Origin of the sequence: Pseudarthrobacter sp. NPDC058329 (assembly GCF_042879835.1) — a bacterium.
Taxonomy (GTDB): Bacteria; Actinomycetota; Actinomycetes; order Actinomycetales; family Micrococcaceae; genus Arthrobacter.
Genome location: NZ_JBHVZR010000002.1, coordinates 82,366 through 103,196 on the forward strand (window position 1 = coordinate 82,366; position 20,831 = coordinate 103,196).

The following is a 20,831-nucleotide window of genomic DNA, read 5'->3' on the forward strand; positions in this document are numbered from 1 at the left end:
AAAAGCTTCCGGCGGTGAAGGGCCGGGTCAGTTAGGAGAAATTGTGTGGACCGTCAATTACCGGCGGACGAGGTAGATAGCCCCCGTTGTCACGTCCTCTTCCAGCGCCTCGAGTGTGCGGCCGCGGGTCTCGGGGACCTGGGTGATCGCAAAGATGAGAGCCACAACGTTTATCGCAGCAAAAAGGAAGAAGGAGCCCGTAATGCCCACCGCGCCGACGAGGGAGGGGAAATAGAGTGACAGGAACCCGTTTGTCACCCACAGGACGAACACAGAGATTCCGATGCCAATCCCCCGCATGTGCAAGGGGAACACCTCCGACAGGTACACCCAGACCGCGATGTTGAGGAACAGCTGCACTGAGCCGACAAACAGTACGACGAGGGCGAGGATCACGAACGGCCGTACCGGGTTTCCGACCGGGAGCGCCATGGAGGCGATGCCAATGAGTAGGTGGGAAACCGTTGTCAGGGCGAGCCCGAGGATGAAGTTCTTGCGCCGGTCGATGCGGTCCATGAGGAAAAGTGCGGCTGTGCCTGCTACGACCGCTATGACGCCGGGAGCAATGTTGGCGATGAGCGCACCGCTTTCGCTGAATCCCGACTCGACGAGAACGGTCTGGCCGTAGTACATGATCGAGTTGATGCCTGTAAGCTGCTGGGCCATTCCCAGGCCAATCGCGACGAGCAAAATGCGGAGCAGGTTTTTGTTCGAAAATATTGCCCGCCAGCCGAGCTGGTGGCTCTTCATTTCCTCCTGGGCGATGTTCTGAACGTCAGCGAGTTCAGCTACCGCACGTTCTTCAGAACGGACGGTCCGCAACACCGCAAGAGCTTCCTCCCGGCGGCCCTTCTCCACGAGCCAGCGGGGTGACTCGGGCATGCGCAGCATGCCGAAGAACAGGGCGACAGCCGGGAGTGCGCAAATTGCAAACATGATGCGCCAGACGCCTTCGACGTGTCCGAAGAGACCAGCGATTACGGCGTTGACGATGAACGCTGCGAGTTGGCCGACAACGATTGCGAGTTCATTGCGTCCGGCGAGGGATCCCCGGATCTCGTAGGGGGCGATCTCGGCGAGAAACACTGGAACGACGGTGGAAGCGCCGCCGACTGCCAGGCCGAGGAGGATGCGCCCCACTATGAGCACCTCGAGGTTCGGGGCAAGAACAACCGCCAGGGTTCCTGCGAAGAAGAGAACTGCAAGCAGGATGATTGTCTTCCGGCGTCCCCACCCGTCGGAGAGGCGGCCACCGATCAGTGCGCCCAGGGCGGCGGCAAAGACTAGGGAGCTTGTAACAAGGCCTTCCGTAATTGGGGTCAGGCCCAGCTCTGCGGACATGGGGCGGAGTGCCCCGTTGATGACTCCCGTGTCATAGCCGAAGAGGAGGCCGCCGAACGTCGCCACCAGGGCGACAAGACCAAGACGTTTGCGGTGGGGTCCCCCCGTCAGGGGCGGGAGCGTCGAAGCGGACGCTACAGAGTGTTGTGCAGTTGCCATGAAGACTCCTTTGTCAGGCACAAGGTCGTGACTATGGTCACAAAGACTAACACGCGAAAGTACATATGTCAGCTCAAACTTTTTTGGACGCGTCCATGGACGCGTCCATGGATGTGGTCACAATAATCGCGAGTTCCCACCGCTCGTGTACCCATTTTATGGGGCAAATCTCGCGCGGGGGGAGCGCGCGAGAAGGTTGCAGCTGCGGAAATGTTAGAACAAAGGGTTGACATCACTAACGCGCGAAATGTCTAATATGTTGTGATGAGCGCCACAGATGACGCTCGAAACAAGACCCGTCGCCGCATAGCGCGAGCGACATCTAAGGGCTTTAGGAAGGACCTATCGTGTCAAAGACGACAAACGGTTTGCGGAAGGTCACACGTGCAGGCCTCGCCGCCGCCTCGGTTGCCGCGCTTCTGCTGGTGACCGCCTGCAGCAACAGCGGTTCCGAAGGTAACGGATCCGGCGCTGCCGCCCTCGAAAGCGGCCTCGGCAGCCGTGCTGAAAACCGGTCAGTCTATTTTCTGACGTACTACGACCCCGCCGGCGACGCATTCTGGAACCAGATGGCCACGGGAGCAAAGGACGCAGCCAAGCTCGGCGGCCTGCAAATGACAGAGCAGACCGCCGGAGGGGTCGCCAGCAAGATGGGGGATCTCATCAGTTCAGCCATTGCGAATAAGCCCGCGGCGATCTTTGTGCCTTTCAACGACCCGTCCTGGGAAGGGGCGGCCTGTGAGGCCTCCAAGGCCGGCATTTCCGTGTACGGCTTCAACGTCCCCCCGTCCGAGGATGCCAAATCGTGTGTCCAGGCGTTCGTAGGGCAAGACTTCACCCAGGTTGGCCAGCTCGTAGGCCAGCGGCTGCTGAAGGATGTCAAGATCGGCGCAGGCGACAAGGTTCTGTGCCCTGCTGAAGAGCCCACGCAGCAGTACGCCATCCAGCGCGGCGGCGGTGTGGAGGCCGCCCTTAAGACCGTTGGCGCCTCCTGCACCTACCTGCGCACGTCGGCCGAAGACGGTGCCGCCCTCGACTCCATGACGTCGTGGCTCACCGCCAACAAGGACGTCAAAGCGGTTGTTCCCCTGGGCGGCACTCCCCACCGCAACGCCGTGGCAGCCGAAGACGCCGCAGGCGTCACTGCACCAATCATCGGTTTCGACACCTCTCCCCAGGTAATTGACGGGATCAACTCCGGGCGGATTCTCGCCACCGCCGATCAGCAGGGCTACATCCAAGGTTTCCAGTCGGTACTTCAGGCCTCGCTCCAGTTGGACTTCGGGCTCTCACCCACAAACATCAACTCGGGCGGTAACGGACTCATCGATAAGAACACCGTCGAAAACCTCACGGCCAAGGACCTACAAGGCGTCCGCTGGTAACGACATGCAGCGGGGTGTGCGGGGCCCGACGGGTCCCGCACACCAAGTCCGAACTGCTTCACATCAACAGCTACACCAGGGCCCTCCTTGGGCCACGCACAGAGAATTGAGAGAGCCGAAATGGCCAACATCAAGAATCCGACAGAGCCAGTTGTGAGCGGACAGCTTCCGACTCCGGCGCTGGCCATGGATGAGGTACCCACAAGGCGGCGCCTTGCCGACAGCAAGCCCACTACATTCTCGGGCAGGCTGAAGGAAAACCTGTACTACCTGCGGGGCCGCGGCGCCCTCGAAATTGGCATCATTTTCGTCGTCATCCTGGTCGCGTTCTCGCTCTACAGCGCCGTGAGCCCGAGCGCCTTCCCGTTCCTGTCCAGGGAAAACATGTCCGGCGTCCTGTCCCAGAGCATCCCTGCCCTGGCGATCCTGGCGATCGGTGTCGGCGTACTGATGATCTGTGGGGAGTTCGATCTGTCCGTCGGTGCGATGATCGGTTTTGCCGGCGTCGTATTCATCCGGGTCGCGAATGAGACTGACTGGATCGTCGGCATGCTCGCAGCCATTGCCTGCACGGTGGTAATCGGCCTTTTGAACGGGCTCATCGTGGTTTACACCCGGATCCCGTCCTTCATCGCAACGCTCGGCATGAGCTTCTTCTGGACCGGGGCCTCAATCTTCATCAACGGGCTCACACCTGCAACGTTCAGCCCCGGAGTCCGCACACCGGAAGCCGTGGATGTCCTGGCAGGTGACTACGGCTACTTCCGCTCACAGATCGTGTGGATGGTTGTTATCGGGATCGCCGCCTGGTTCTACCTGCACCGCCACAAGGCAGGAAACAAAATCTACGCGGTTGGAGGCAATCCTGCCGCTGCCGCTGCCGTGTCCATCAAACCCTTGGCGGTCAGGCTCCAGGCCTTCGCATTCCTTGGACTCATGGTTGGCCTGGCATCGGTTCTGATCGTTGGCCGCACCTCAGGCATGCAGCCCGGTACAACCGATGACTACACGCTCCTTGCGATAGCAGCAGCTGTTGTCGGCGGATGCTCCCTCACAGGAGGCCGAGGTACGGTCATCGGCATGATCGTGGGCGCTGCCCTGATCATGATCATCCAGAACGGACTCATCCTTGCCAATGCGCCAGGTTTCTATGTCCAGCTCTTCCTCGGCCTGGCCATTGTCATCGCCGCCGTATTCAACAAGTTCATGGAGGGCAAAGCATCATGACGACCCCTACCGCGCAGACGACGTCCAGCATGACCACATCCGGCCAGCCGCTCCTCCGCATCGAAAAAATAGTCAAAAACTACGGCCCCAACACCGTCCTCAAAGACGTCTCCTTCGAAATAGGAAAAGGGGAAGTAGTCGGGCTCCTGGGCGACAACGGTGCAGGCAAATCGACCCTGGTGAAGATCATGTCCGGCGTCGTCCCGATGACCAGCGGACAGTACTTTTGGGACGGCGAGGAAGTGCCGAAGGTAAACCGACCCGAGACCGAACGCCGCGGCGTTGAGACCATTTTCCAGGACTCCGCGCTCGTGCCCACTATGTCCATCACCCGTAATATCTTCGCCGGCAGGGAGATCACCAACCGTTTCGGCTTCATGAAGATCAAGGAAATGGATGACATCACCACCGAAATCCTTGACTCGGTGGTCTCCATTGAGGGCATCAAGAGCGCTAAGCAACTCGTCGGTTCCCTTTCCGGCGGACAGGCCCAGGCTGTCGCGATTGCCCGTGCCGTGCACTTCAAGCGGTCGCTCCTCATCCTGGACGAGCCGACCTCGGCACTGGCTGTGAGGGCGACCGAGGCCCTGCTGAACTACCTCCTTCAACTCAAAAGCGAAGGAGTCAGCTCCGTCCTGGTGACCCACAACCTTCATCACGCCTTCAAGGTGTGTGACCGGCACATCGTCATGAACCACGGCCGGAAAATCCTGGACGTCCGCCGCGAAGACACTTCAGTTGAAGAACTCACCGCAGCGGTCGTAGAAGGTGCCGAAGGCATCAAGCGGTACCGTCAAGGCAGAGCCCTCGCCTGAGCACAACCGCCTGATAAGTAACGCCCTACCCGGCAGTTGGCGCTCCGCACGCTTATACGTGCGGAGCGCCTTTTCTTTACAGAGAAGGTAACCGATAGTGGAACACCGCCCCCTCGGCAACACCGGACTGACGGTAGCCCCGGTCGCACTCGGAACAGGATCCATTGGAGAGATGTTTGGTCCGGTAACCCTTCAGGAAGCGGTGAACGTCGTCCACGCCGCCATCGATCTCGGAGTAAACCTCATTGACACCTCCGTGTACTACGGAAGCGCTGAGGAACGCCTCGGCGTCGCCCTCAATGGGCGGCGTGAGAAGGTCATCCTCTCCACCAAGGCCGGAAGATACGGGTTCGGGGAATTCGACTTTTCCCCCGCCCGGATCCGGGCCAGCCTGGAACAAAGCCTTACCCGCATGAAGACCGATTACGTCGATATCTTTCAACTTCACGACGTCGAATTTGTCCCCCTCGGCCCTGTGCTGGGCGAAGGATTCGCCACGATCCAGAAGCTGAAGGACGAAGGCAAATGCCGGTTTGTCGGTATGAGCGGTTACCCGATCCACACGATCGAGCGGGTGATGCGGGAGACCGACGTCGATGTGGTCCTGACTTATGCCAAGGCGACGCTGCTGGACGGATCCCTGGCCGACCGGATCATCCCGGTAGCAGCAGAAGAAGGCGTGGGCGTCATCAACGCCGCGGCAGTTGCGGTCGGGCTGCTCACACCGGGAGGCACTGCTTTCGGTAACGATCATCCGGCATCGTCCGCCATCATCAACAGTGCCCTTGCAATGCGTACGCTTGCCGCCGAACGCGGGGTCGACATCTCTTTCATTGCCAACCAATACTCGATGTGGCGCTCGGGAGCATCGACGACGGTCATCGGCACCAGCAAGATCAAAAACCTCTGCTCAGCAATCACGGCCTGCAGTGAGCCTCTGGTGAGCGAACTGGAAGCGGCGTTCCTTGCACTGCGTCCGAGCCCCGCTGACCGTCAATGGAAATCCGGGCTGCCGGAGAACAACTGATAATCCAAGGACGTCAGCCAAGCTATTTCCTTAAGCGAACCCTGGAGGCGCTTTACCGCCGGGAGGAAGGAGTCCCAACATGCGCGGTGGACCCGCGGACGACCAGACGCGGCTCGAACTTGCGGTCGATGACGGGGAGGTCGGGGTTCGCCAGCCGTTCAAGGGCCGCGACCCCGGCCGCGCGGCCGAGCTCGATGGCGTGGAGGTCAACCGAAGTCAAGTCTATGCCGTGGAGTTTCGCCACCCGCGAGTCGTCGTGGCCAACGAGCGAGAGGTCCCGTGGAACTTCCAGCCCCAGGACATGGGCTGTCTCCCGGACGCCCAACGCAAGTTCGTCGTTGTGGGCGAACACTGCGGTGGGACGGTCTGAAGCGACGAGGAACGAAAAGGCGGCCCGCTCCGCAGCTTCCTGCGTGTAGTCCTCCGCGACGACAACCTGAGGGACAAGCCCAGCAGCACGCATGGTTTCCTCGTAGGCGCGCAGCCGCTCGCCGTGCCCCTCGTGGGATGCTGCGGTCATGTGGGCGATACGCGTGTGCCCGAGGCTGAGGAGGTGCTCGGTGGCTGCCTTCCCGGCAGCACGGTCGTCCGAGTACACACTGTCCAGGCCTTCAACGCGCCGCGTCACGCACACCAGCGGCACGCTTCGGGCAAGTTCGCGCACTCGCTCGTCAGGGTCAAGTAGAGTTGCGGCAATCACGATGCCAACCCGTGCTTCGATCAGCGATTCGACCGAGCCCGCATCGACCCTTCCCCTGGAATGCGACACGCTCAGGATGAGGCGGTTCTTCGCGGCGGAAAGACCCTCGCTCACACCGCTGAAGATGTCAACGAAGATTTCGTTGCTGAGGTCCAGCAGATAAAGACCGACAGTGGAGGGGCGCTTGCTCGCCAGATCCGCGGCGACCGCATTGTGCCGGTAGCCCAGCCGCTTCGCCGCATCGAGAATCGCAAGCTTGGTCTCATCACTGACACCTGCCGCGCCACGGAAGGCAAAAGAGACGAGCGTCCTGGATACACCAACTTCGCGTGCGACATCTTCCTGCGTGACCTGGCGGAACCGCTTCGTTTGGCTGGTTCGGTCCATGCGTTCACCTCGTACTGCAGGAAGGGCCCCGGGAAGAAGGCTTTGTCTGTTCTACCTTACATTCCCGGGGCCCCGTTGCAGCGGGAGCACCGCGGCTCAAAGACCTAGGCTGCAGTTACGGCCTGTTCAGCCAGCCACTCCCCCATATGCCCTAGAAGCGCCGGCCCCGAACCCAGGTTCGCGTCCCGCGGGTCAGGCCCGAACACGCCCCACAGTGGGTGCTCGCGCTCGTGGCGGTGAAGCCCATAAGGATCGTCCTCCGGGTCCAGGGCGGGGTGGGTGTGCGACGAGGGGAGGCGCTCAAGATGCACCAGTTCCGGAGCAATGCCGGCCAACAGGGTGGTCTCGAACTCTCCGGCATGATCCGGCGGCAACGGCGCGGTGGGGCATCTGTTCACAGCGGTGGCGGCCACCGTCAAGATGCCGGCTTCACGGTCGTTCCACGCCGCGGCGACCTGGTCAATCATGTCCAGCTGCTCGGGCGCAAAGTGGCCGCTGAAGATCACGGCCGTCTTGACGCCAAATTCCTCCAGCCGCGTCAGCGTGGTGTGCAGATGGTCTCTGATGCCCTCTCCCCCGGCCATCATGATGGTCCACGGGTAGTGGCCGTGTCCCCCGCCGAAGCCTTGATACACGGCCGGGAGCACAATTCCGCCGCTGCGCAGGGCAGCTGCGACGCAGACGCCGTGTGCAGTGAGCGCGTCCAGCCCGATGGGCAGGTGCGGCCCGTGGAATTCCAAGGTCCCCAGCGGAAGATACGCAATTGAATGCGTGGCTAAGCGCGCGTTGAGCTCCTCCGGGCTGAGGAGTTCAGCCCGGACACGGTCTGCGCGGCTCATTTGTAGTAGTTCCTGATCCAGGCGTGCTCGGCAAGCTTCCCGCGCAGCTCTTCGGGGAACGGTTCACCGTCTGAGTAGCCGACGTTCCGTTCGATGTTTCGCGAACTGCTCATTCCGGCGATGACGGTAGAGACTTCAGGGGAGGACAGGACGTACTTGATGGCGGCCTCCGCCAGAGTTTCGTAGTAGGGCGAGACGAGCTCCTTCAGGGCCTCCACTCGGCGCAGGGTTTCGTGGAACCGCTCGCCACGGAACATTTCCCGCTGCTGCGATCCCTCTTCCCAGTTCTCGTATGTCTCCGGGGTCCAAAGCCCCGACAGGGAACCGGAATCAAATGCCACCCTGTCGATGATCGCTGTCTCGGTCTTCGCCGCGGCGGGAAACAGGGCATCCGCGGGCCGCTGCTCGAACATGTTGAAGATGACCTGGATCGAGTCGGCAAGCCCCAGCTCGGCGAGCTGGACTCCCTCGTCCGGGCGGTAGTCGCGGATGGAAACGCCGATCTTGTCGATCTTGCCTTCAGCGCGCAGCTCGTTCAGGGTCTCAAGCCAGTCAAGCTCGCCGATCCCTGACCGCAACCAGCAGTGAAGCTGAAGCAGGTCAAGGCGCTCCACGCCGAGCCTTTTCAGTGATGCTTCGACATTCTCCCGCAGGTACCAGGCCGGGTAGCGTCCCCGCATCTGGGGGTCGTCATGGTCCGGGTTTGGCCACTGGATGGGCCGGGTTTTGGTCGCGACGAAGATCTTGTCGCCATCCCATCGACGGAGGGACTCCCCGATAACTTCTTCGCTGTGCCCGAACCCGTAAAATTCGGCGGTGTCGACGAAATTGATGCCTTGCTCGTAGGCCGTGAGCAGCGCGCGGACCGACTCTTCGTCGTCCACCTTGCCCCATTGCCCGCCGAGCTGCCAGGCACCAAAGGAAATTTCACTGACTTTCCAGCCCGTTCGGCCGAAGTTGCGATACTGCATGTTGTCCTCTCTGGTTCCGCGTCTAATGCGTGGAACGGATAGTTAGGGGCGCAAGCGAGGCGCCCGGGGAGTAGACGCCGCCGAGAACGGCGGCACCATCGTCAGTAAGAGTCACGGACTCCGAGTGGAGGACGGTTCTGTCACCGGCTTCCACTCGCGAGAGTTGGGCGACGGGAATACGGACGCCGGATACTTCGGCGTACACCACCGCACGGTTGCCGGAGCGTTCGAGTGAGAAGTTGTCGAGCGTGACGTCCAGGACACCGTGGTGTCCGTAGAAGCGCATCGTTCCGGTGAACGCAAAATTGTCGTCGCCCGCCTGTTGGCGGCCAGGCAGGACGAAGACACCATCACGTCGGGTGGCCCCGTTGTGTTCTTCTATGAGGCCGTCGGGGAGTGCCTCAAGGTAGGCGATGAAGCTATCCTTGAGGCCCCATTCCAGCTCGAGCGGGTACACGGTCACTGCTCAAATGCGACCGGCAGCTTGGCGAAGCCGCGGACCAGCTGCTTGGTCCAGCGCTCGGGCGTGCCCGAGACATGGATGTCGGGGCCGCGCAGCAGTTCTTCGACGACGATCCGCGAAGCGAGACGGGCGAAGGGTGCGCCCATGCAGGCGTGGATGCCGTCACCGAAGGACATGATCCGGTTTGCCGGCGTGAACTCCCGGGTGAGATCAAACCGGTCCGGGTCGGGGTAGATGCGCTCGTCGCGGTTGGCCGAACCCTGCAGGAGCATGACGCGAGAGTCTTTCGGAATGACCGTGCCGGCTATCTCGACTTCAACGTTCGTCTGCCGTGAGACGTTCTGGCCCGGGGTGTCATAGCGGAGGCACTCCTCCACGAACTGCGGGATCATCGACGGGTTGGCACGCAGGAAAGGCTGCAGATTAGGGAACCGGTCGAAGACCGCAATGCAGTTGGTTATCAGTGCAGCAGGGGCGTCGCTGGCAGCTGAAAGGACGAGGTGTGCAAGGCCCTCTTGTTCATCAGGGCGGACCTTGCCGGCGTGCACAGCGATGAGGATCTGCGTGAATGCATCGCTGCCTGTTGCGGGCGTGCCGCCGTCGATCTCGGAGCGGCGGGCAGCGAAGCGCTCAGCCAGCAGTTCTTCCGTCTCGTGGTTCGCTGCGGCTGCATCCTCGGGAAGGCCGTACTCGCCGACAGTGCGTACCATCGCGCGCTCGAGGTGCTCTGTGAGCACCCGGTGGTCATCAAGGGGAGCGCCCAGGAGCATGATCCCCATGCCGATCCCCATGGGGACTGCGACTTCGCTCGCGAAATCGCCGCTGCCGCGTTCCCACAAGCCGCGCATCAGCTCGCGCGTGAATTCGCGCACGCCATCCTCTTTGGCCAGAACTTCGCGGGCGGAGAACGTACGACGGATCGCTGCCCTGAGGGCGGTGTGCCGAGGAGGGTCGAGGGTTACGAGCATGCCTTCGCCGTACGAGTCATGCGTGCCGTCGACGTCGTTGCCGAAGCGGCTCGAAAGCCGTTCGTGGTCTGCAATCGCAGCCCGCACGTCAGCGTAACGTGAGACGACGTAGAGGTTCCGCTTTGCGTTGTAGTAGACAGGTGCCTCATCGCGCAGGCGCTTGTAGAGGTCGTACGGGTAGTCGTAATCGGCATACGACATGGGGTCGTAGTAAAGCGTGAGGTCCTGCGGGACTTGGACTGACTCATCTGCGTGGACCGAGGTCGTGATGCTCATCAGGCCACCGCCGCCGGCTCAAGGGCGGAAACTACGCCCTTGGCCCATTCCACTGCCGAGTCATTAGGCAGCGAGCCGTCACTGGCGTCATGACGGCCGTATTCTCCTACCCGTGTGGCGCCCAGGGCTGCGAGCCTTTCATCAATCCGCTCGCTGCCCCGGCTGTAGGTCTCGTAGGAGCTGTCACCCAGCCCGAACATGGCGTAGCGGATTCCCGAAAGATTGGGCTGTTCGCTGTCGAGCAGCTCTGCGAAGGGGACCGCGCTGCTGGGCAGGTCGCCGTCGCCATGGGTGGAGCAGATGACGAGATAGAAGGCATCGGGCGTCAGGTCCTCAAGCGTAGCGTCGGTCATGTCGACCGCGCGGACCGATTCTGCTGCCAGGTCTGAGGCGAGGTCATCGGCAACGGTCTCGGCGTTGCCTGATTCGGTGCCGTAGAGAACGACGATGTTCATGGAAACTCCTTATTGGGTTATTCGTCAGGATTGGGCGACAGCGTTGGATCGCTGTCCGGCTTCAATGTCGGCGATGATGGCGTCGGCCACCGTTCTGGCGTCGCTTCGATTCGCGGGAATGGTCCCTACGGGTCCCCGGCGGAACCAACCGACGCAGTAAACTCCGTTGCCGAGCAGACCCCGAGAAAGGTCCGTCGCCTCGCACTCAAGGGTGCTTCGCAGAAGAACATCGTCGACGGCTTCGGTGAAACCTACTGCTGTGCACACGGAATCCGCCTCCAGCACCAACTGGTTGCGGCGACCGGCTGTATCTCGAAAAACTGCTCTCTCGACATGCCGTGGCCCGTCGAGATGGGACGGGGTCCACCCGAAGTGGAACCGCACCTCACGCGTAGCGGACGCAGGCGAGGCGTCAACGAGGCCCGCGATAGAGCTGGCCTTCTCGCTATCCTGGTCCAGTGCTTCGATGTCGCTGGTGAACCTGACATCGGGCAGTTTTCCCAGCTCGCGGACCATCGCGGAGTCGAATTTCGCGTACGCGACGTTGGAGCGGCCTACGACATCGATGTGGTCAACGGGGCCGCTGGAGACAGCCGCTATCGCGTCGTCAGGTACACCCAATGCAGCCAGGCCAGCGGGTGGGGTGAGCAAGAGCCGCACGAGATCGATCGCGACGTTGCCGTTCCCCACAATGATAGAGCGACGGCCGACACGAATCGACCCGGACTTGCGGTCCGGATGTCCGTTGATCATCCGCGTCAGCTCGCCCGATCCGTAGACTCCTTCGTGGGTGGCGCTGCCGTCCAGGCGATGAAAGCCATCAACGGTTCGATCCGCCCACAGCCCGGTTGCCAGCACAACGACGTCGAAGTCGGCACGCAGATCTGCAATGGGAATATCCCTGCCAATGTCTACTCCGCCAATGAACTGGACTCCGTCACGTGCAAACAGGCGTTCAAACTGTTTCGCAATGGCTTTGGTGCCAAGATGATCTGGAGCTACTCCGTATCTGATCAGGCCATAGGGGGTGTCAAGACGGTCGAAGATGACGATCTCTGCGTCCGGCCACCGCTTGCGAAGAAACTGTGCTGTATAGCATCCGGACGGGCCACTTCCCACGATCGCAATTCGTGGAGCTTCTTCGCTGACTGTCTCCGTTTTTTCCATCGGTTCATGCTCCTTTGCCACCAGATGGTTCTCTTTCAATTGAGCGTAGAAGCGCTGTCAGACCATACCTAGGGGTTTGCCCAAGGCTGTGCAGCAAGACAGACAACGTCCGTCTCAACATGTCTAACGGAGTAGACAAATTGGTCGATTATCAGCGCAGGTTTTTTGTTGCTCCTCACGCCATCTGGCATGTGGATTGTCCAAAATCAGGGCGTCGATGACTGTCATACTTGGCCCATGGAACCGTTCGTTGTTGACCAGGATTCGCCCCTAAGCGCATGGGGTCAGATTCAAAGGGACCTCCAGCGGCGAATTGAACTCACTGAATTTCGTCCTGGGTCGCGCCTCCCGTCAGAGAACGACCTTGCAAGCCACTATGGGGTGAGCAGGATGACGGTGCGTCGCGCCATCGAAGCGCTCATCAATGACGGTTATCTACGATCCAGGCGGGGATCCGGCACGTTCGTTACCGAAGGCATCCGACGCTTCGACGTCGATCTGCTTCGACCATGGCGCGAACAACTCCTGGCCACAGGCCACGTAGCGCGTTCCCGGCTCACCGAGTATTCCGCTAAGGCGCAGGTGGCGGACGAACTTTTAGATCTCGTTAAAAACGATGAGCCGCAGCGGTTCGGATTCGGCCTCCATATTCAGGAGGTTGACGGCCTGGTGATCGCCCTAACTGAATCATGGCTCCCCGCCAACACCCGGGCGATCGTTTCGCAGAAACCAAGCTCGGCCCTGGTCAGCGCCACCGGGTCCATCCGGATCTCGCATGCCAGCCGGCGTCAGAGTGCTTTCTTGCAGTCACCCAGCGATGTGGCTCTGCTCGAGGTAACAACCTGCAGCCGACTGCGGGCAACTGGCGAACTAGTCGAACTGGCGCGCACATCATGGGTCGCAAGCCGGGTCCGGCTCAATTACGGCAGGACGTTGACGATCGGCCAAATCGACATGTCCGAACTGTTGTCCAAGACATAGCGAATTAGGGGGGGCGCTGGCGCCCCACCCCTCACGTGTATCCGGTCAGTCGGGCTAATTCCCGCTGCTGCTGTCCGGCTGACGAACGAAGCCTCGTAGCGGCCCCCGCCTATTTCTTGCCCACATCGCCTGCAAGCAGTTCTTGATCAGGTTCGACGGTCAGAGATCGAGGACGAGTTTCTTGCTGCATGCCCGTGAGACGCAAACCATCATGCAGTCGTTGGCCTGTCGTTCTTCTTCAGTCAGAACAGAATCGCGGTGGTCGATTTCTCCTTCGAGGACCGGCGTATCGCAGGTACCGCAGGTTCCTTCTCCGCAGGAGGAGAGAACGTGAATTCCCTGCTCCTCGATCACTTTGAGCACGCTCTTACTGGGCGGGACGCTGACAGTAATTCCGGAACGGACCAGTTCGACTTCAAAGGCTTCCGTAAGTACCGGTTTACTGACAGGCCGCGCCGAAAAACGTTCGATGCGTATGCTTCCGCGTGGCCACGTCGCTCCGAGTTCTTCAATGGTTTCGAGCAGGTTTTCGGGTCCGCAGGCGTAGATTAGGGTGTTGTCCCGGGGATTTGCGAAGAGCCCGGGTAAGTCAAACCGTTTATATGTATCGCGTGGCCAATATGTGACCCGATCGCCGTAGGCTTCCAATTCGTCCCTGAAAGCCATTGTCGCTGTGCTGCGCCCGAGATAGATCAGCCGCCAGTCCGATCCGGTAGCGTCGGCTTCGCGGATCATCGGCAGGATGGGTGTGATGCCAATCCCTCCGGCGATGAAGATATAGGCTGGTGCCGCTTCCAGGACGAAGTGGTTGCGGGGTCCGCGGGCACGGATAGTCCCGTTCTCTAGGAGGTGCTCGTGCACATAAGCGGACCCGCCGCGCCCCTCGGCCTCCTGCAGGACGCCGACCCGCCAGAGCCGACGGTTGTGTGGATCCCCGGAGAGTGAATATCATCACCAACCCACACACCTTCGTGGACGGCGCACTCACCGTTCCAGACGCCCCCGGACTTGGCGTGGAACTGGACGAGGACTCCGTCGAAAAGCTTCACCAGCGCTGGATGGACATGCCGGAGATGCGAGTCCGTGACGATGTCGCCGCCATGCGTCGCTTCCAGCCGGACTGGCAGAAACCCGCCGCTCCTCGTTGGTAACAACCACCGGCGGCGGGCCTCACTCCTCGCACAGCCCGCCGCTGGTCATCCACCTATTCATGGCCCACTCATTCCCGCAACCATGCACATGGAATTACATGAAAAAACTTTCCCTGACCATCGGGGCCGCACATACCCGACCACGGCCGCGAACCCATAACAAACTGGTCAATCCTCCCGCGGCGACAAGATTAGGATTCTTCAACCAGACCAGACAGTCGCTCTGGACAAATTGACATGCTTGCTCCCGACGGCGCAGTCCTTTGGATCATCCAGGACAACGGCAAGGGGCGCTGCAGGTTCCTTCACTGCGAAGGGTCCCACGTCTACAGGAGCTAGACTCCCGGCTAGTCGGCAACAGCCTTTATGGACACCAGCGCACAATCATGCTGTTGTGCTTCCCCTACGACAACCCAGGTTCAGCGTCGAAGGCAGCACCCGCCATGCGGAGGTGGGTGCTAAGGTCACCACCCTCATCGCCCGGGGCGTCGAAATTTGGCAAAACAACCTACTACTCGACACAGGCGGTGTCAGCGTAGGCAGGATCACCGATCCTGAAACTGCGGGTTCCGGTGAGGTGGTCACGGCCGCTGTTTGTCAGGTTGCGGCACACCCCAACCTGACGTCAGATTATGGCCCGCATAGCTGTCAGATTAGGACCTGATAGCCCGTTTCCAGACACACCCTTTAGAGGGTCCTAAATTTCATCCTTACACTTCCGCTCGGGAGACCGAGGTGGCAGGTCAAAAGACTCGTTATACAAGGGTCTCCCCTTTGGACAGATCGAAGCCGTCCTGGGCAGACCCAGCGGCTACCTCGCCCACACTTGAGGGTGCCGTCGCCGTCGAACGATCCAGCCGCCGCCCCTGGTCGACGGCAGCGAGCAGGCCACCTCGAGGAGGGCAACCGGGGAAGCTCACTGGGCAAGCAGTGCGCCCACGTCGTCAGTGAGGACTGTCCAGTCCACGGCTTTCGGCCGCTCAGCGGTGCTGTTGATGCGTACGGCCGAACCGGTTCGGGCTGATTCGAGCACCGATTCCAGGACGTCAAGGACGTGGTAGGCCAGGGCGCCTCCTGCGCGCGGCTCGGCGCCGGGCGGGGTGGAGGCCAGGTCCGCGATGCCGAAGCCGCGTCCGGAATCAACGTAGCCGGCGGACACCGGAACGGTCTCCCAGGCCTCGGCGCCGAGTGGAAACAGCCGGACCTCGCCGTCGAAGTGGTTGGGATCCGGCACCACCAGGGACCCCCTTTCACCGTGGACCTCGATGTTCGGTGACATGGACTTGACGGCGTCGAAGCTCATCAAAAGGGTGGACAGCGCACCGCCGGCATGGACCAGCACGCCGGTGACGTGGGAATCGATGTCAACGGGGATCTTTTCACCCTGGCGTGGCCCTGAGCCGATGGTGCGTTCATCGCGGGTGTGGCTTGCTGCGCCAAGCACCGAGACGACGGGCCCCAGCAGGGTCACGAGGGCCGTTACGTAGTAGGGACCCATGTCCAGGAGGGGGCCGCCGCCGGGCTGGTAGTAGAAATCCGGGTTCGGGTGCCAGCGCTCGTGCCCCGGTGTGGCCATGGTGGCGGAGGCGGAGATCGGCGTGCCGATCAACCCGTCATCGATTGCCTTGCGGGCGGTCTGGATGCCTGTGCCCAGCACGGTGTCCGGGGCGCAGCCGACGGCGACTCCTGCCGCCCGTGCAGCGTCCAGCACCTGGCGGGCCTCGGCAGTGGTGGCGGCGAGGGGTTTCTCGCCGTACACGCTCTTGCCGGCGGCGATGGCCTTGAGCGCCACCTCGGCGTGGGCGGCAGGGATGGTCAGGTTCAGGATCAGTTCCACGTCGTCCGCGGCGAGGAGTTCCTCAACGGAGACTGCACGGACCCCTGCGTAGTCAATGGCAACCGCCCGGGCACGTGCGGCATCAAGGTCCGCTACCGCCACCAGCTCAATCTGGTTGAGCCTGCGGAAGCTCGCGAGGTACTGCCCGATGATTGCTCCGCAGCCAACGATTCCTACCTTCAACGGCTTGCCCACAGCAGACCCCTTTCGATGATGGTGCGGACGTTGGTGTCCTGAAGGATTTCCACCCGGTGGCCGGGCGTGGCGACGAAGACGCGGCCGTTGCCCCATTGGCGGGTCCAGATGGCCGGTGAGGTGACTTCGCGGTTCCACGGGTCCCCCTCGCGGACCTTCTGCGTGGTGGTGGCAAGCACGTCGATGTAGTCATCAGTGAGGACCCAGTACTGCTCGGTGACAAGGCAGAAGTCGGAGAGACCCTTGGTGATGGGGTGCCCGGCCGCGGCGGGCAGCATATTGACCGTGTGGGGCACGTAATTGTCGGACGGCTCGCCCGTACGCTCGTCCGGATGCTTGCCCGGGTGGCAGGCGAACTGGCCGCCGATCAGGTGCAGGTAGCCGGCGTTATTCCGGTAGGAATCGGCGATTCCCCCGTGCCAGCCCGCCAGGCCGGTGCCGTTCTCCACGGCTGTGCGCAGCCCGGCCAACTCGTCCTTTTCAATGGTGGCCATGGTCATGCACTGCAGGATCAGGTCCACTCCTGCCATGTAGCCGGCGTCAGCGTACACCTTAGGGGATTCCTCGATGCGGACGTCGTAACCGGTGTCTTTGAGGTAGGGGATAAAAAGTTCGGTGGCCTCGTACGGCTGGTGTCCGTCCCAGCCGCCCCGGACCACCAGGGCAATCTTTCGTTCTGTCATTCCGGGTCAGCCGTTGACCTGGGCGGGCGTAAGGGACCCGGTCCATCGCCCTGTTGATTCCCGGACCACCAGCTCCGTGGCAACTTCCAGCGCCGTGGGGGCCTGTGCGTCCTGCTGCTCGGTCAACATCCCCACCGCCATGGATGCCAGTTGCGCCAGCGGCTGGCGGACGGTCGTCAGGGGCGGCGAGGTCAGGGCAGCCTGGGGGATGTCATCAAACCCCACGATGCTGAGGTCCTCCGGCACGTGGAGCGACCGCTTGGCGGCGGCGTTCATGACGCCCATGGCCTGCAGGTCGCTGCCAGTGAAAATTGCCGAGGGCGGCTGCGGCAGGTCAAGCAGTTCCCCGCCCAGCAGCATTCCGGACGCGGTGCTGAAGTCGCCGTCCCGCACCAGCTGCGGAAGGACGGGCAAGCCTGCCTCGTGCAGGGCAGCGGCGTAAGCGGCGTAGCGGGCGCGGCCGTGGCCGGGGCTGTGCTTGCGGCCGGTAATAATGCCGATCCGCCGGTGGCCCTGGCCCAGCAGGTGGCTAACCGCGGTAAGCGCTCCGGAGAACGACGCCGGGCTGACGCTGGGGATTGCCAGGCCTTCGGTCCCTTCCGGGTCGATGGCCACGGCCGGGATCTTGAGGGTCCGCAGCGTAGTGACCAGGCGAGAGCCCTTCCGCGGAGCGAGCAGCAGCACGCCGTCGAGCCTGTTGACTGACGGTTCCCGCAGTTTGCGCCAGCGCTCCGGCGTCGCATGCTCTGCCCGGGCATACGCCACCGCATATCCCAGGCGGTCTGCTGCCGCTTCCACGCCCGCCATGATTTCGAGGACCCAGGGTGAGTCGAAGTTGTTGACCACCAATTGCAGGACGCCCGGCTGGGTAGGAGCCACGGCGCGCTTGGAGTAATCGAGCTCGTCCAGGGCCTGCTGCACTTTGGCGCGCGTGGCGTCCGAGACGTGCGTGCGGCCGTTGAGGACCTTGGACACCGTGGGCACGGAGACGCCTGCAATGGCCGCGACGTCAGCAATCTTGGGACGCGGAGTGGCGGTCACGGAGGCAGTCCTCGGGGTCATATGGTTGCGGCGGCAAGTTGCGGGACAGATGTGCGGCGAGCGGGTGAAACGTCCACGCGTACGGGTCCCACGATAACATTTCCGCTTTCCTCCGAACCCAGTGGAGACGTGGCGAAAAGGCCCAGTTCGGCACCGATCCACTGGCCCTTGACCACCTCGAAGTTCCATCCCTGGACCTCCCACGGTTCCCCGGGACCGGAGCGCCAGGCGAAGGTGGACCGGGGTGTTCCGTCGGTGCGAATTTGCAGTTCTATCCGGGGACCCGCCAAAACAAGGCTGCGGCCCAGCTGCTGCTCATGGGGCCCCTCTCCGCCGGTACCGTCGCCCAGGACATAGCCTTCGGCTGTCCTGATAATGCCCAGCCATGCGTACTTCAGGCCCAGCACCACCACCCCTGCCCGGGTTCCCACGGGAACGTCCTGCAACTCCAGCGAGGTGGTGAACGTGGACGGCGTGCCCGGGAGGATTTGGCCCAGCACGTTGGGCAACTCGCGCAGGTTCACGGGATCGTTGGCCTTCGGCTTCAGGACCAGGTGCCCTCCCCCGCACTGATGGGCCCAGTCATCCTGCGGATTCGCCTGCCAGTGCCACTGCGGCCCCAGCCGGGGCGAAGAGAAATCATCGCCCGCGGGGGGTGCCACGTTGTGGGCCACAGCAGTCGAAGGGTAGGTGTGGGTCAGCACGGGGGTTCCCGCCCCGCCGTCGGGATTTTGCTCCCCCATCCAGGGCCAGCCGTCCTCGGTCCACCCCATGGGCTGCAAATGCACCACCCGGCCGTAAGGCCCGCGGTCCTGGAAATGCAGGAACCAGTCCTCGCCTCGCGGGCTGGTGACCCAGGCGCCCTGGTGGGGTCCGTTGATGTCCGTGGTCCCCTGCTCCAGGACGCGCCGCTCTTCATAGGGCCCGAACGGGGACTGGGAGCGGAACACGGATTGCCAGCCGGTGGCCACGCCGCCGGCCGGCGCAAAAATCCAGTACCAGCCGTCCCTCTTGTAGAACTTGGGTCCCTCCAACGTGGTGTAACCGGGCAGGTCGGCACCGTTGATCACATGGGTGCCGTTGTCCAGGAGCCTGCTGGCATCCGGTGCCATCCGGTGGACGGTGAGGCGGTTCTTGACGCCGATCCTGCTTTGGGCCCAGCCGTGCACCAGGTAGGCCTGGCCGTCGTCGTCCCACAGCGGGCAGGGATCGATGAGGCCCCGGCCGGGGTACAGAAGGTGCGGTGCGGTCCAGGGGCCTTCTGCCTTTTCCGCGCTCAGCACGAAGATGCCATGATCCGGATCGGGGTAGAAAATCCAGAAGCGTCCATTGTGGTGCCGCAGCGCGGGCGCCCAGACCCCGCTGCCGTGCCGTACCAGCGAATAGTGGTTTGCCGGGGGCAATTGGGCCAGCGCGTGGCCTGCATGCTCCCAGTCCACCAGGTTTCGTGAGCGCAGCACCGGAAGGCCCGGTACCCGGTTGAAGCTGGACGCGATGAGGTAGTAGATGCCCTTTACCTGCACGGCGTCCGGGTCCGGCCAGTCTGCGTTGAGGATTGGATTGCGGTAAATAGGCGTGGGGATCCGGGTGGTCATGATGTCCTGTCGGGAGAGCCGGGGTTGATGAGGGGATGCTGGTTCAGAAGTTCAAGCGCATGTGCTGCCGTAGCAATGGGTCCGTCGTGGATGACGGCGTGCAGGGCCAGTTTCAGCGGGTTGCGGCGATCCACGAGGGCGGGTTCGGCCCAGGCTACTGCCGGCCCGGCGCCGAGGTAACCGTCAGCGCGGACGAACCACGGCAACATCCGGCCGGGTTCCTGGGCGAGGACAACGCTCACTGGTGAGCCCTCGATGCGCATGCTGACCGAAAGCCAGGGCGAGGGCGAACCATGGGCGGCATCGGCGCCGCTGCCGGCGTCGGACAGAAGCAGCGGCTCCCCGCTCCCCGTGGGGAAGCGCCAGAAAATGCCGCCATAGCCGGCGCCCGCGCGGCCTTTCACGGCCGATGACGACACCTCAAAACGCTGCACGCCGGCTGCCGGGACAATCACCGAAGCCAGCGAAAGGCTCCAGCTTCCGGCCCCAGGGTGGGGGAGGCGCTCGATGCGCCGCTGTTCAACGGCGAGCTCGTCATCATCCTTTGACCGCCAGGAGACCCGGCCCTCTTCGGTCACGATGCCCCCGGCCACGGAGGTTCGCCAGTCCCGGGGAACTTGCCTGCCGTGGTTGGCCAGAAGCCTGGGTCCGGTGGCGGCGGTGAAGGTGGACCCGCCCCAGAAGTTGGTTCCGTTGACGTCGGAGAAGGCAATGGACAGGCCCAGGTGATGCGGATGGTCACCAGGCGCGGCCTCAGTCACGGTTGCACCGGCCAGGGAGCGCACCGGATGGAGGAAGGGGCGGGGCGAACTGGCGGCAGGCTGCCGCAGGGTGGTGACGTGGTTCGCAAGCTGCCGCCGGGAGTCCGCCAGGCCGCCGGGGGCTTCCGCCGGGATTGCGTGGGTGACCACAAGACCTCCTGGTTGGTTGAATGCCGGGGATGTGGGGATCAGCATAGCCATGACAGAAATCTTCGGCAAGTACTCCAGAAAGTTTCTGGAGTACTTTTGCCCGCTCACTGCAAAAAATTGTGTTGACAGTCACAGTGATTTGTTGCTAGAAATCGTTTACTCACTTTTTCTGAAAGTTGCGGGCCGAATCCATGCCGTGGATTGGAGACCGCAGTTCGCTCCAGAAAGTTTCCTGACTTCCGGCCGGCATCCATGCC

The 20,831-nt window shown here is 62.4% G+C and carries 20 protein-coding genes; 6 read left to right on the forward strand and 14 right to left on the reverse strand.

What is annotated here, in order from left to right; genetic code table 11:
* Positions 1–57: 57 nt before the first annotated feature.
* Complete coding sequence (locus tag ACFVYC_RS04820) at positions 58–1,500, reverse strand: sugar porter family MFS transporter (protein ID WP_387547313.1); 1,443 nt, start codon at positions 1,498–1,500, stop codon at positions 58–60.
* 347 nt (positions 1,501–1,847) lie between these two features.
* On the opposite strand from ACFVYC_RS04820, the gene ACFVYC_RS04825 reads away from it, so the two are divergent.
* From ACFVYC_RS04825 to ACFVYC_RS04840, 4 genes are all read left to right on the forward strand, one after another.
* A complete protein-coding gene (locus ACFVYC_RS04825; RefSeq protein WP_387547316.1) occupies positions 1,848–2,885 on the forward strand; it encodes a substrate-binding domain-containing protein in 1,038 nt (345 codons plus the stop codon).
* A 153-nt stretch (positions 2,886–3,038) separates the two neighbouring features.
* A complete protein-coding gene (locus ACFVYC_RS04830) occupies positions 3,039–4,112 on the forward strand; it encodes an ABC transporter permease (protein ID WP_387547318.1) in 1,074 nt (357 codons plus the stop codon).
* Positions 4,109–4,927 carry an ATP-binding cassette domain-containing protein gene (locus ACFVYC_RS04835; RefSeq protein ID WP_387547321.1) on the forward strand — a complete coding sequence of 273 codons (819 nt, stop codon included), beginning with the start codon at positions 4,109–4,111 and terminating at the stop codon, positions 4,925–4,927. Before ACFVYC_RS04830 ends, ACFVYC_RS04835 begins: the two co-directional genes overlap by 4 nt.
* Positions 4,928–5,024: 97 nt before the next feature.
* The gene (locus ACFVYC_RS04840; protein WP_387547324.1) at positions 5,025–5,954 is read left to right on the forward strand and encodes an aldo/keto reductase; all 930 of its coding nucleotides are present in this window, start codon (positions 5,025–5,027) and stop codon (positions 5,952–5,954) included.
* A gap of 52 nt (positions 5,955–6,006) precedes the next feature.
* Here ACFVYC_RS04840 and ACFVYC_RS04845 read toward each other — a convergent pair whose 3' ends face one another.
* The 7 genes from ACFVYC_RS04845 to ACFVYC_RS04875 form a co-directional block, all read right to left on the reverse strand.
* A complete protein-coding gene (locus ACFVYC_RS04845; RefSeq protein ID WP_387547326.1) occupies positions 6,007–7,041 on the reverse strand; it encodes a LacI family DNA-binding transcriptional regulator in 1,035 nt (344 codons plus the stop codon).
* Positions 7,042–7,145: 104 nt separating this feature from the next.
* Positions 7,146–7,880 carry a creatininase family protein gene (locus tag ACFVYC_RS04850; RefSeq protein ID WP_387547329.1) on the reverse strand — a complete coding sequence of 245 codons (735 nt, stop codon included), beginning with the start codon at positions 7,878–7,880 and terminating at the stop codon, positions 7,146–7,148.
* Positions 7,877–8,851 carry an aldo/keto reductase gene (locus ACFVYC_RS04855; protein ID WP_387547331.1) on the reverse strand — a complete coding sequence of 325 codons (975 nt, stop codon included), beginning with the start codon at positions 8,849–8,851 and terminating at the stop codon, positions 7,877–7,879. Before ACFVYC_RS04855 ends, ACFVYC_RS04850 begins: the two co-directional genes overlap by 4 nt.
* Positions 8,852–8,873: 22 nt before the next feature.
* Positions 8,874–9,314: an HtaA domain-containing protein gene (locus ACFVYC_RS04860; RefSeq protein ID WP_387547333.1), complete on the reverse strand. Its 441-nt coding sequence runs from the start codon at positions 9,312–9,314 to the stop codon at positions 8,874–8,876.
* Positions 9,311–10,558 (reverse strand): cytochrome P450, encoded by a 1,248-nt coding sequence (locus ACFVYC_RS04865; protein WP_387547336.1) that lies wholly within the window; start codon positions 10,556–10,558, stop codon positions 9,311–9,313. The genes ACFVYC_RS04860 and ACFVYC_RS04865 overlap by 4 nt, the downstream gene beginning before the upstream one ends.
* Positions 10,558–11,013, reverse strand: coding sequence for a flavodoxin domain-containing protein (locus ACFVYC_RS04870; RefSeq protein WP_387547338.1), 456 nt, complete (start codon positions 11,011–11,013; stop codon positions 10,558–10,560). Before ACFVYC_RS04870 ends, ACFVYC_RS04865 begins: the two co-directional genes overlap by 1 nt.
* Positions 11,014–11,037: 24 nt before the next feature.
* Positions 11,038–12,201 (reverse strand): NAD(P)-binding protein, encoded by a 1,164-nt coding sequence (locus ACFVYC_RS04875; RefSeq protein ID WP_387547340.1) that lies wholly within the window; start codon positions 12,199–12,201, stop codon positions 11,038–11,040.
* Between the two features lie 216 nt (positions 12,202–12,417).
* Between ACFVYC_RS04875 and ACFVYC_RS04880 the strand changes: the two genes are divergently transcribed.
* On the forward strand, positions 12,418–13,161 hold the full coding sequence (locus ACFVYC_RS04880) for a GntR family transcriptional regulator (protein ID WP_387547343.1): 744 nt from the start codon (positions 12,418–12,420) through the stop codon (positions 13,159–13,161).
* Positions 13,162–13,320: 159 nt separating this feature from the next.
* On the opposite strand, the gene ACFVYC_RS04885 is transcribed toward ACFVYC_RS04880, so the two are convergent.
* Positions 13,321–14,022: a PDR/VanB family oxidoreductase gene (locus ACFVYC_RS04885; protein WP_387547345.1), complete on the reverse strand. Its 702-nt coding sequence runs from the start codon at positions 14,020–14,022 to the stop codon at positions 13,321–13,323.
* Between the two features lie 80 nt (positions 14,023–14,102).
* On the opposite strand from ACFVYC_RS04885, the gene ACFVYC_RS04890 reads away from it, so the two are divergent.
* A complete protein-coding gene (locus ACFVYC_RS04890) occupies positions 14,103–14,312 on the forward strand; it encodes a hypothetical protein (RefSeq protein ID WP_387547348.1) in 210 nt (69 codons plus the stop codon).
* A gap of 916 nt (positions 14,313–15,228) precedes the next feature.
* Here the strand turns inward: ACFVYC_RS04890 and ACFVYC_RS04895 are convergent.
* Genes ACFVYC_RS04895 through ACFVYC_RS04915 form a run of 5 tightly spaced genes read right to left on the reverse strand, consistent with a single transcriptional unit; the run spans position 15,229 to position 20,625 of the window.
* Entirely contained in the window at positions 15,229–16,344 is a 1,116-nt protein-coding gene (locus ACFVYC_RS04895; protein ID WP_387547351.1) for a Gfo/Idh/MocA family protein, read from the reverse strand.
* A complete protein-coding gene (locus ACFVYC_RS04900; RefSeq protein WP_387547354.1) occupies positions 16,329–17,027 on the reverse strand; it encodes a ThuA domain-containing protein in 699 nt (232 codons plus the stop codon). Before ACFVYC_RS04900 ends, ACFVYC_RS04895 begins: the two co-directional genes overlap by 16 nt.
* A 6-nt stretch (positions 17,028–17,033) precedes the next feature.
* Positions 17,034–18,068 carry a LacI family DNA-binding transcriptional regulator gene (locus ACFVYC_RS04905; protein ID WP_387547357.1) on the reverse strand — a complete coding sequence of 345 codons (1,035 nt, stop codon included), beginning with the start codon at positions 18,066–18,068 and terminating at the stop codon, positions 17,034–17,036.
* 17 nt (positions 18,069–18,085) lie between these two features.
* Positions 18,086–19,663, reverse strand: a complete 1,578-nt coding sequence (locus tag ACFVYC_RS04910) for a family 43 glycosylhydrolase (RefSeq protein WP_387547360.1) — start codon at positions 19,661–19,663, stop codon at positions 18,086–18,088.
* On the reverse strand, positions 19,660–20,625 hold the full coding sequence (locus ACFVYC_RS04915) for a PmoA family protein (RefSeq protein ID WP_387547362.1): 966 nt from the start codon (positions 20,623–20,625) through the stop codon (positions 19,660–19,662). Before ACFVYC_RS04915 ends, ACFVYC_RS04910 begins: the two co-directional genes overlap by 4 nt.
* Between the last annotated feature and the right edge of the window lie 206 nt (positions 20,626–20,831).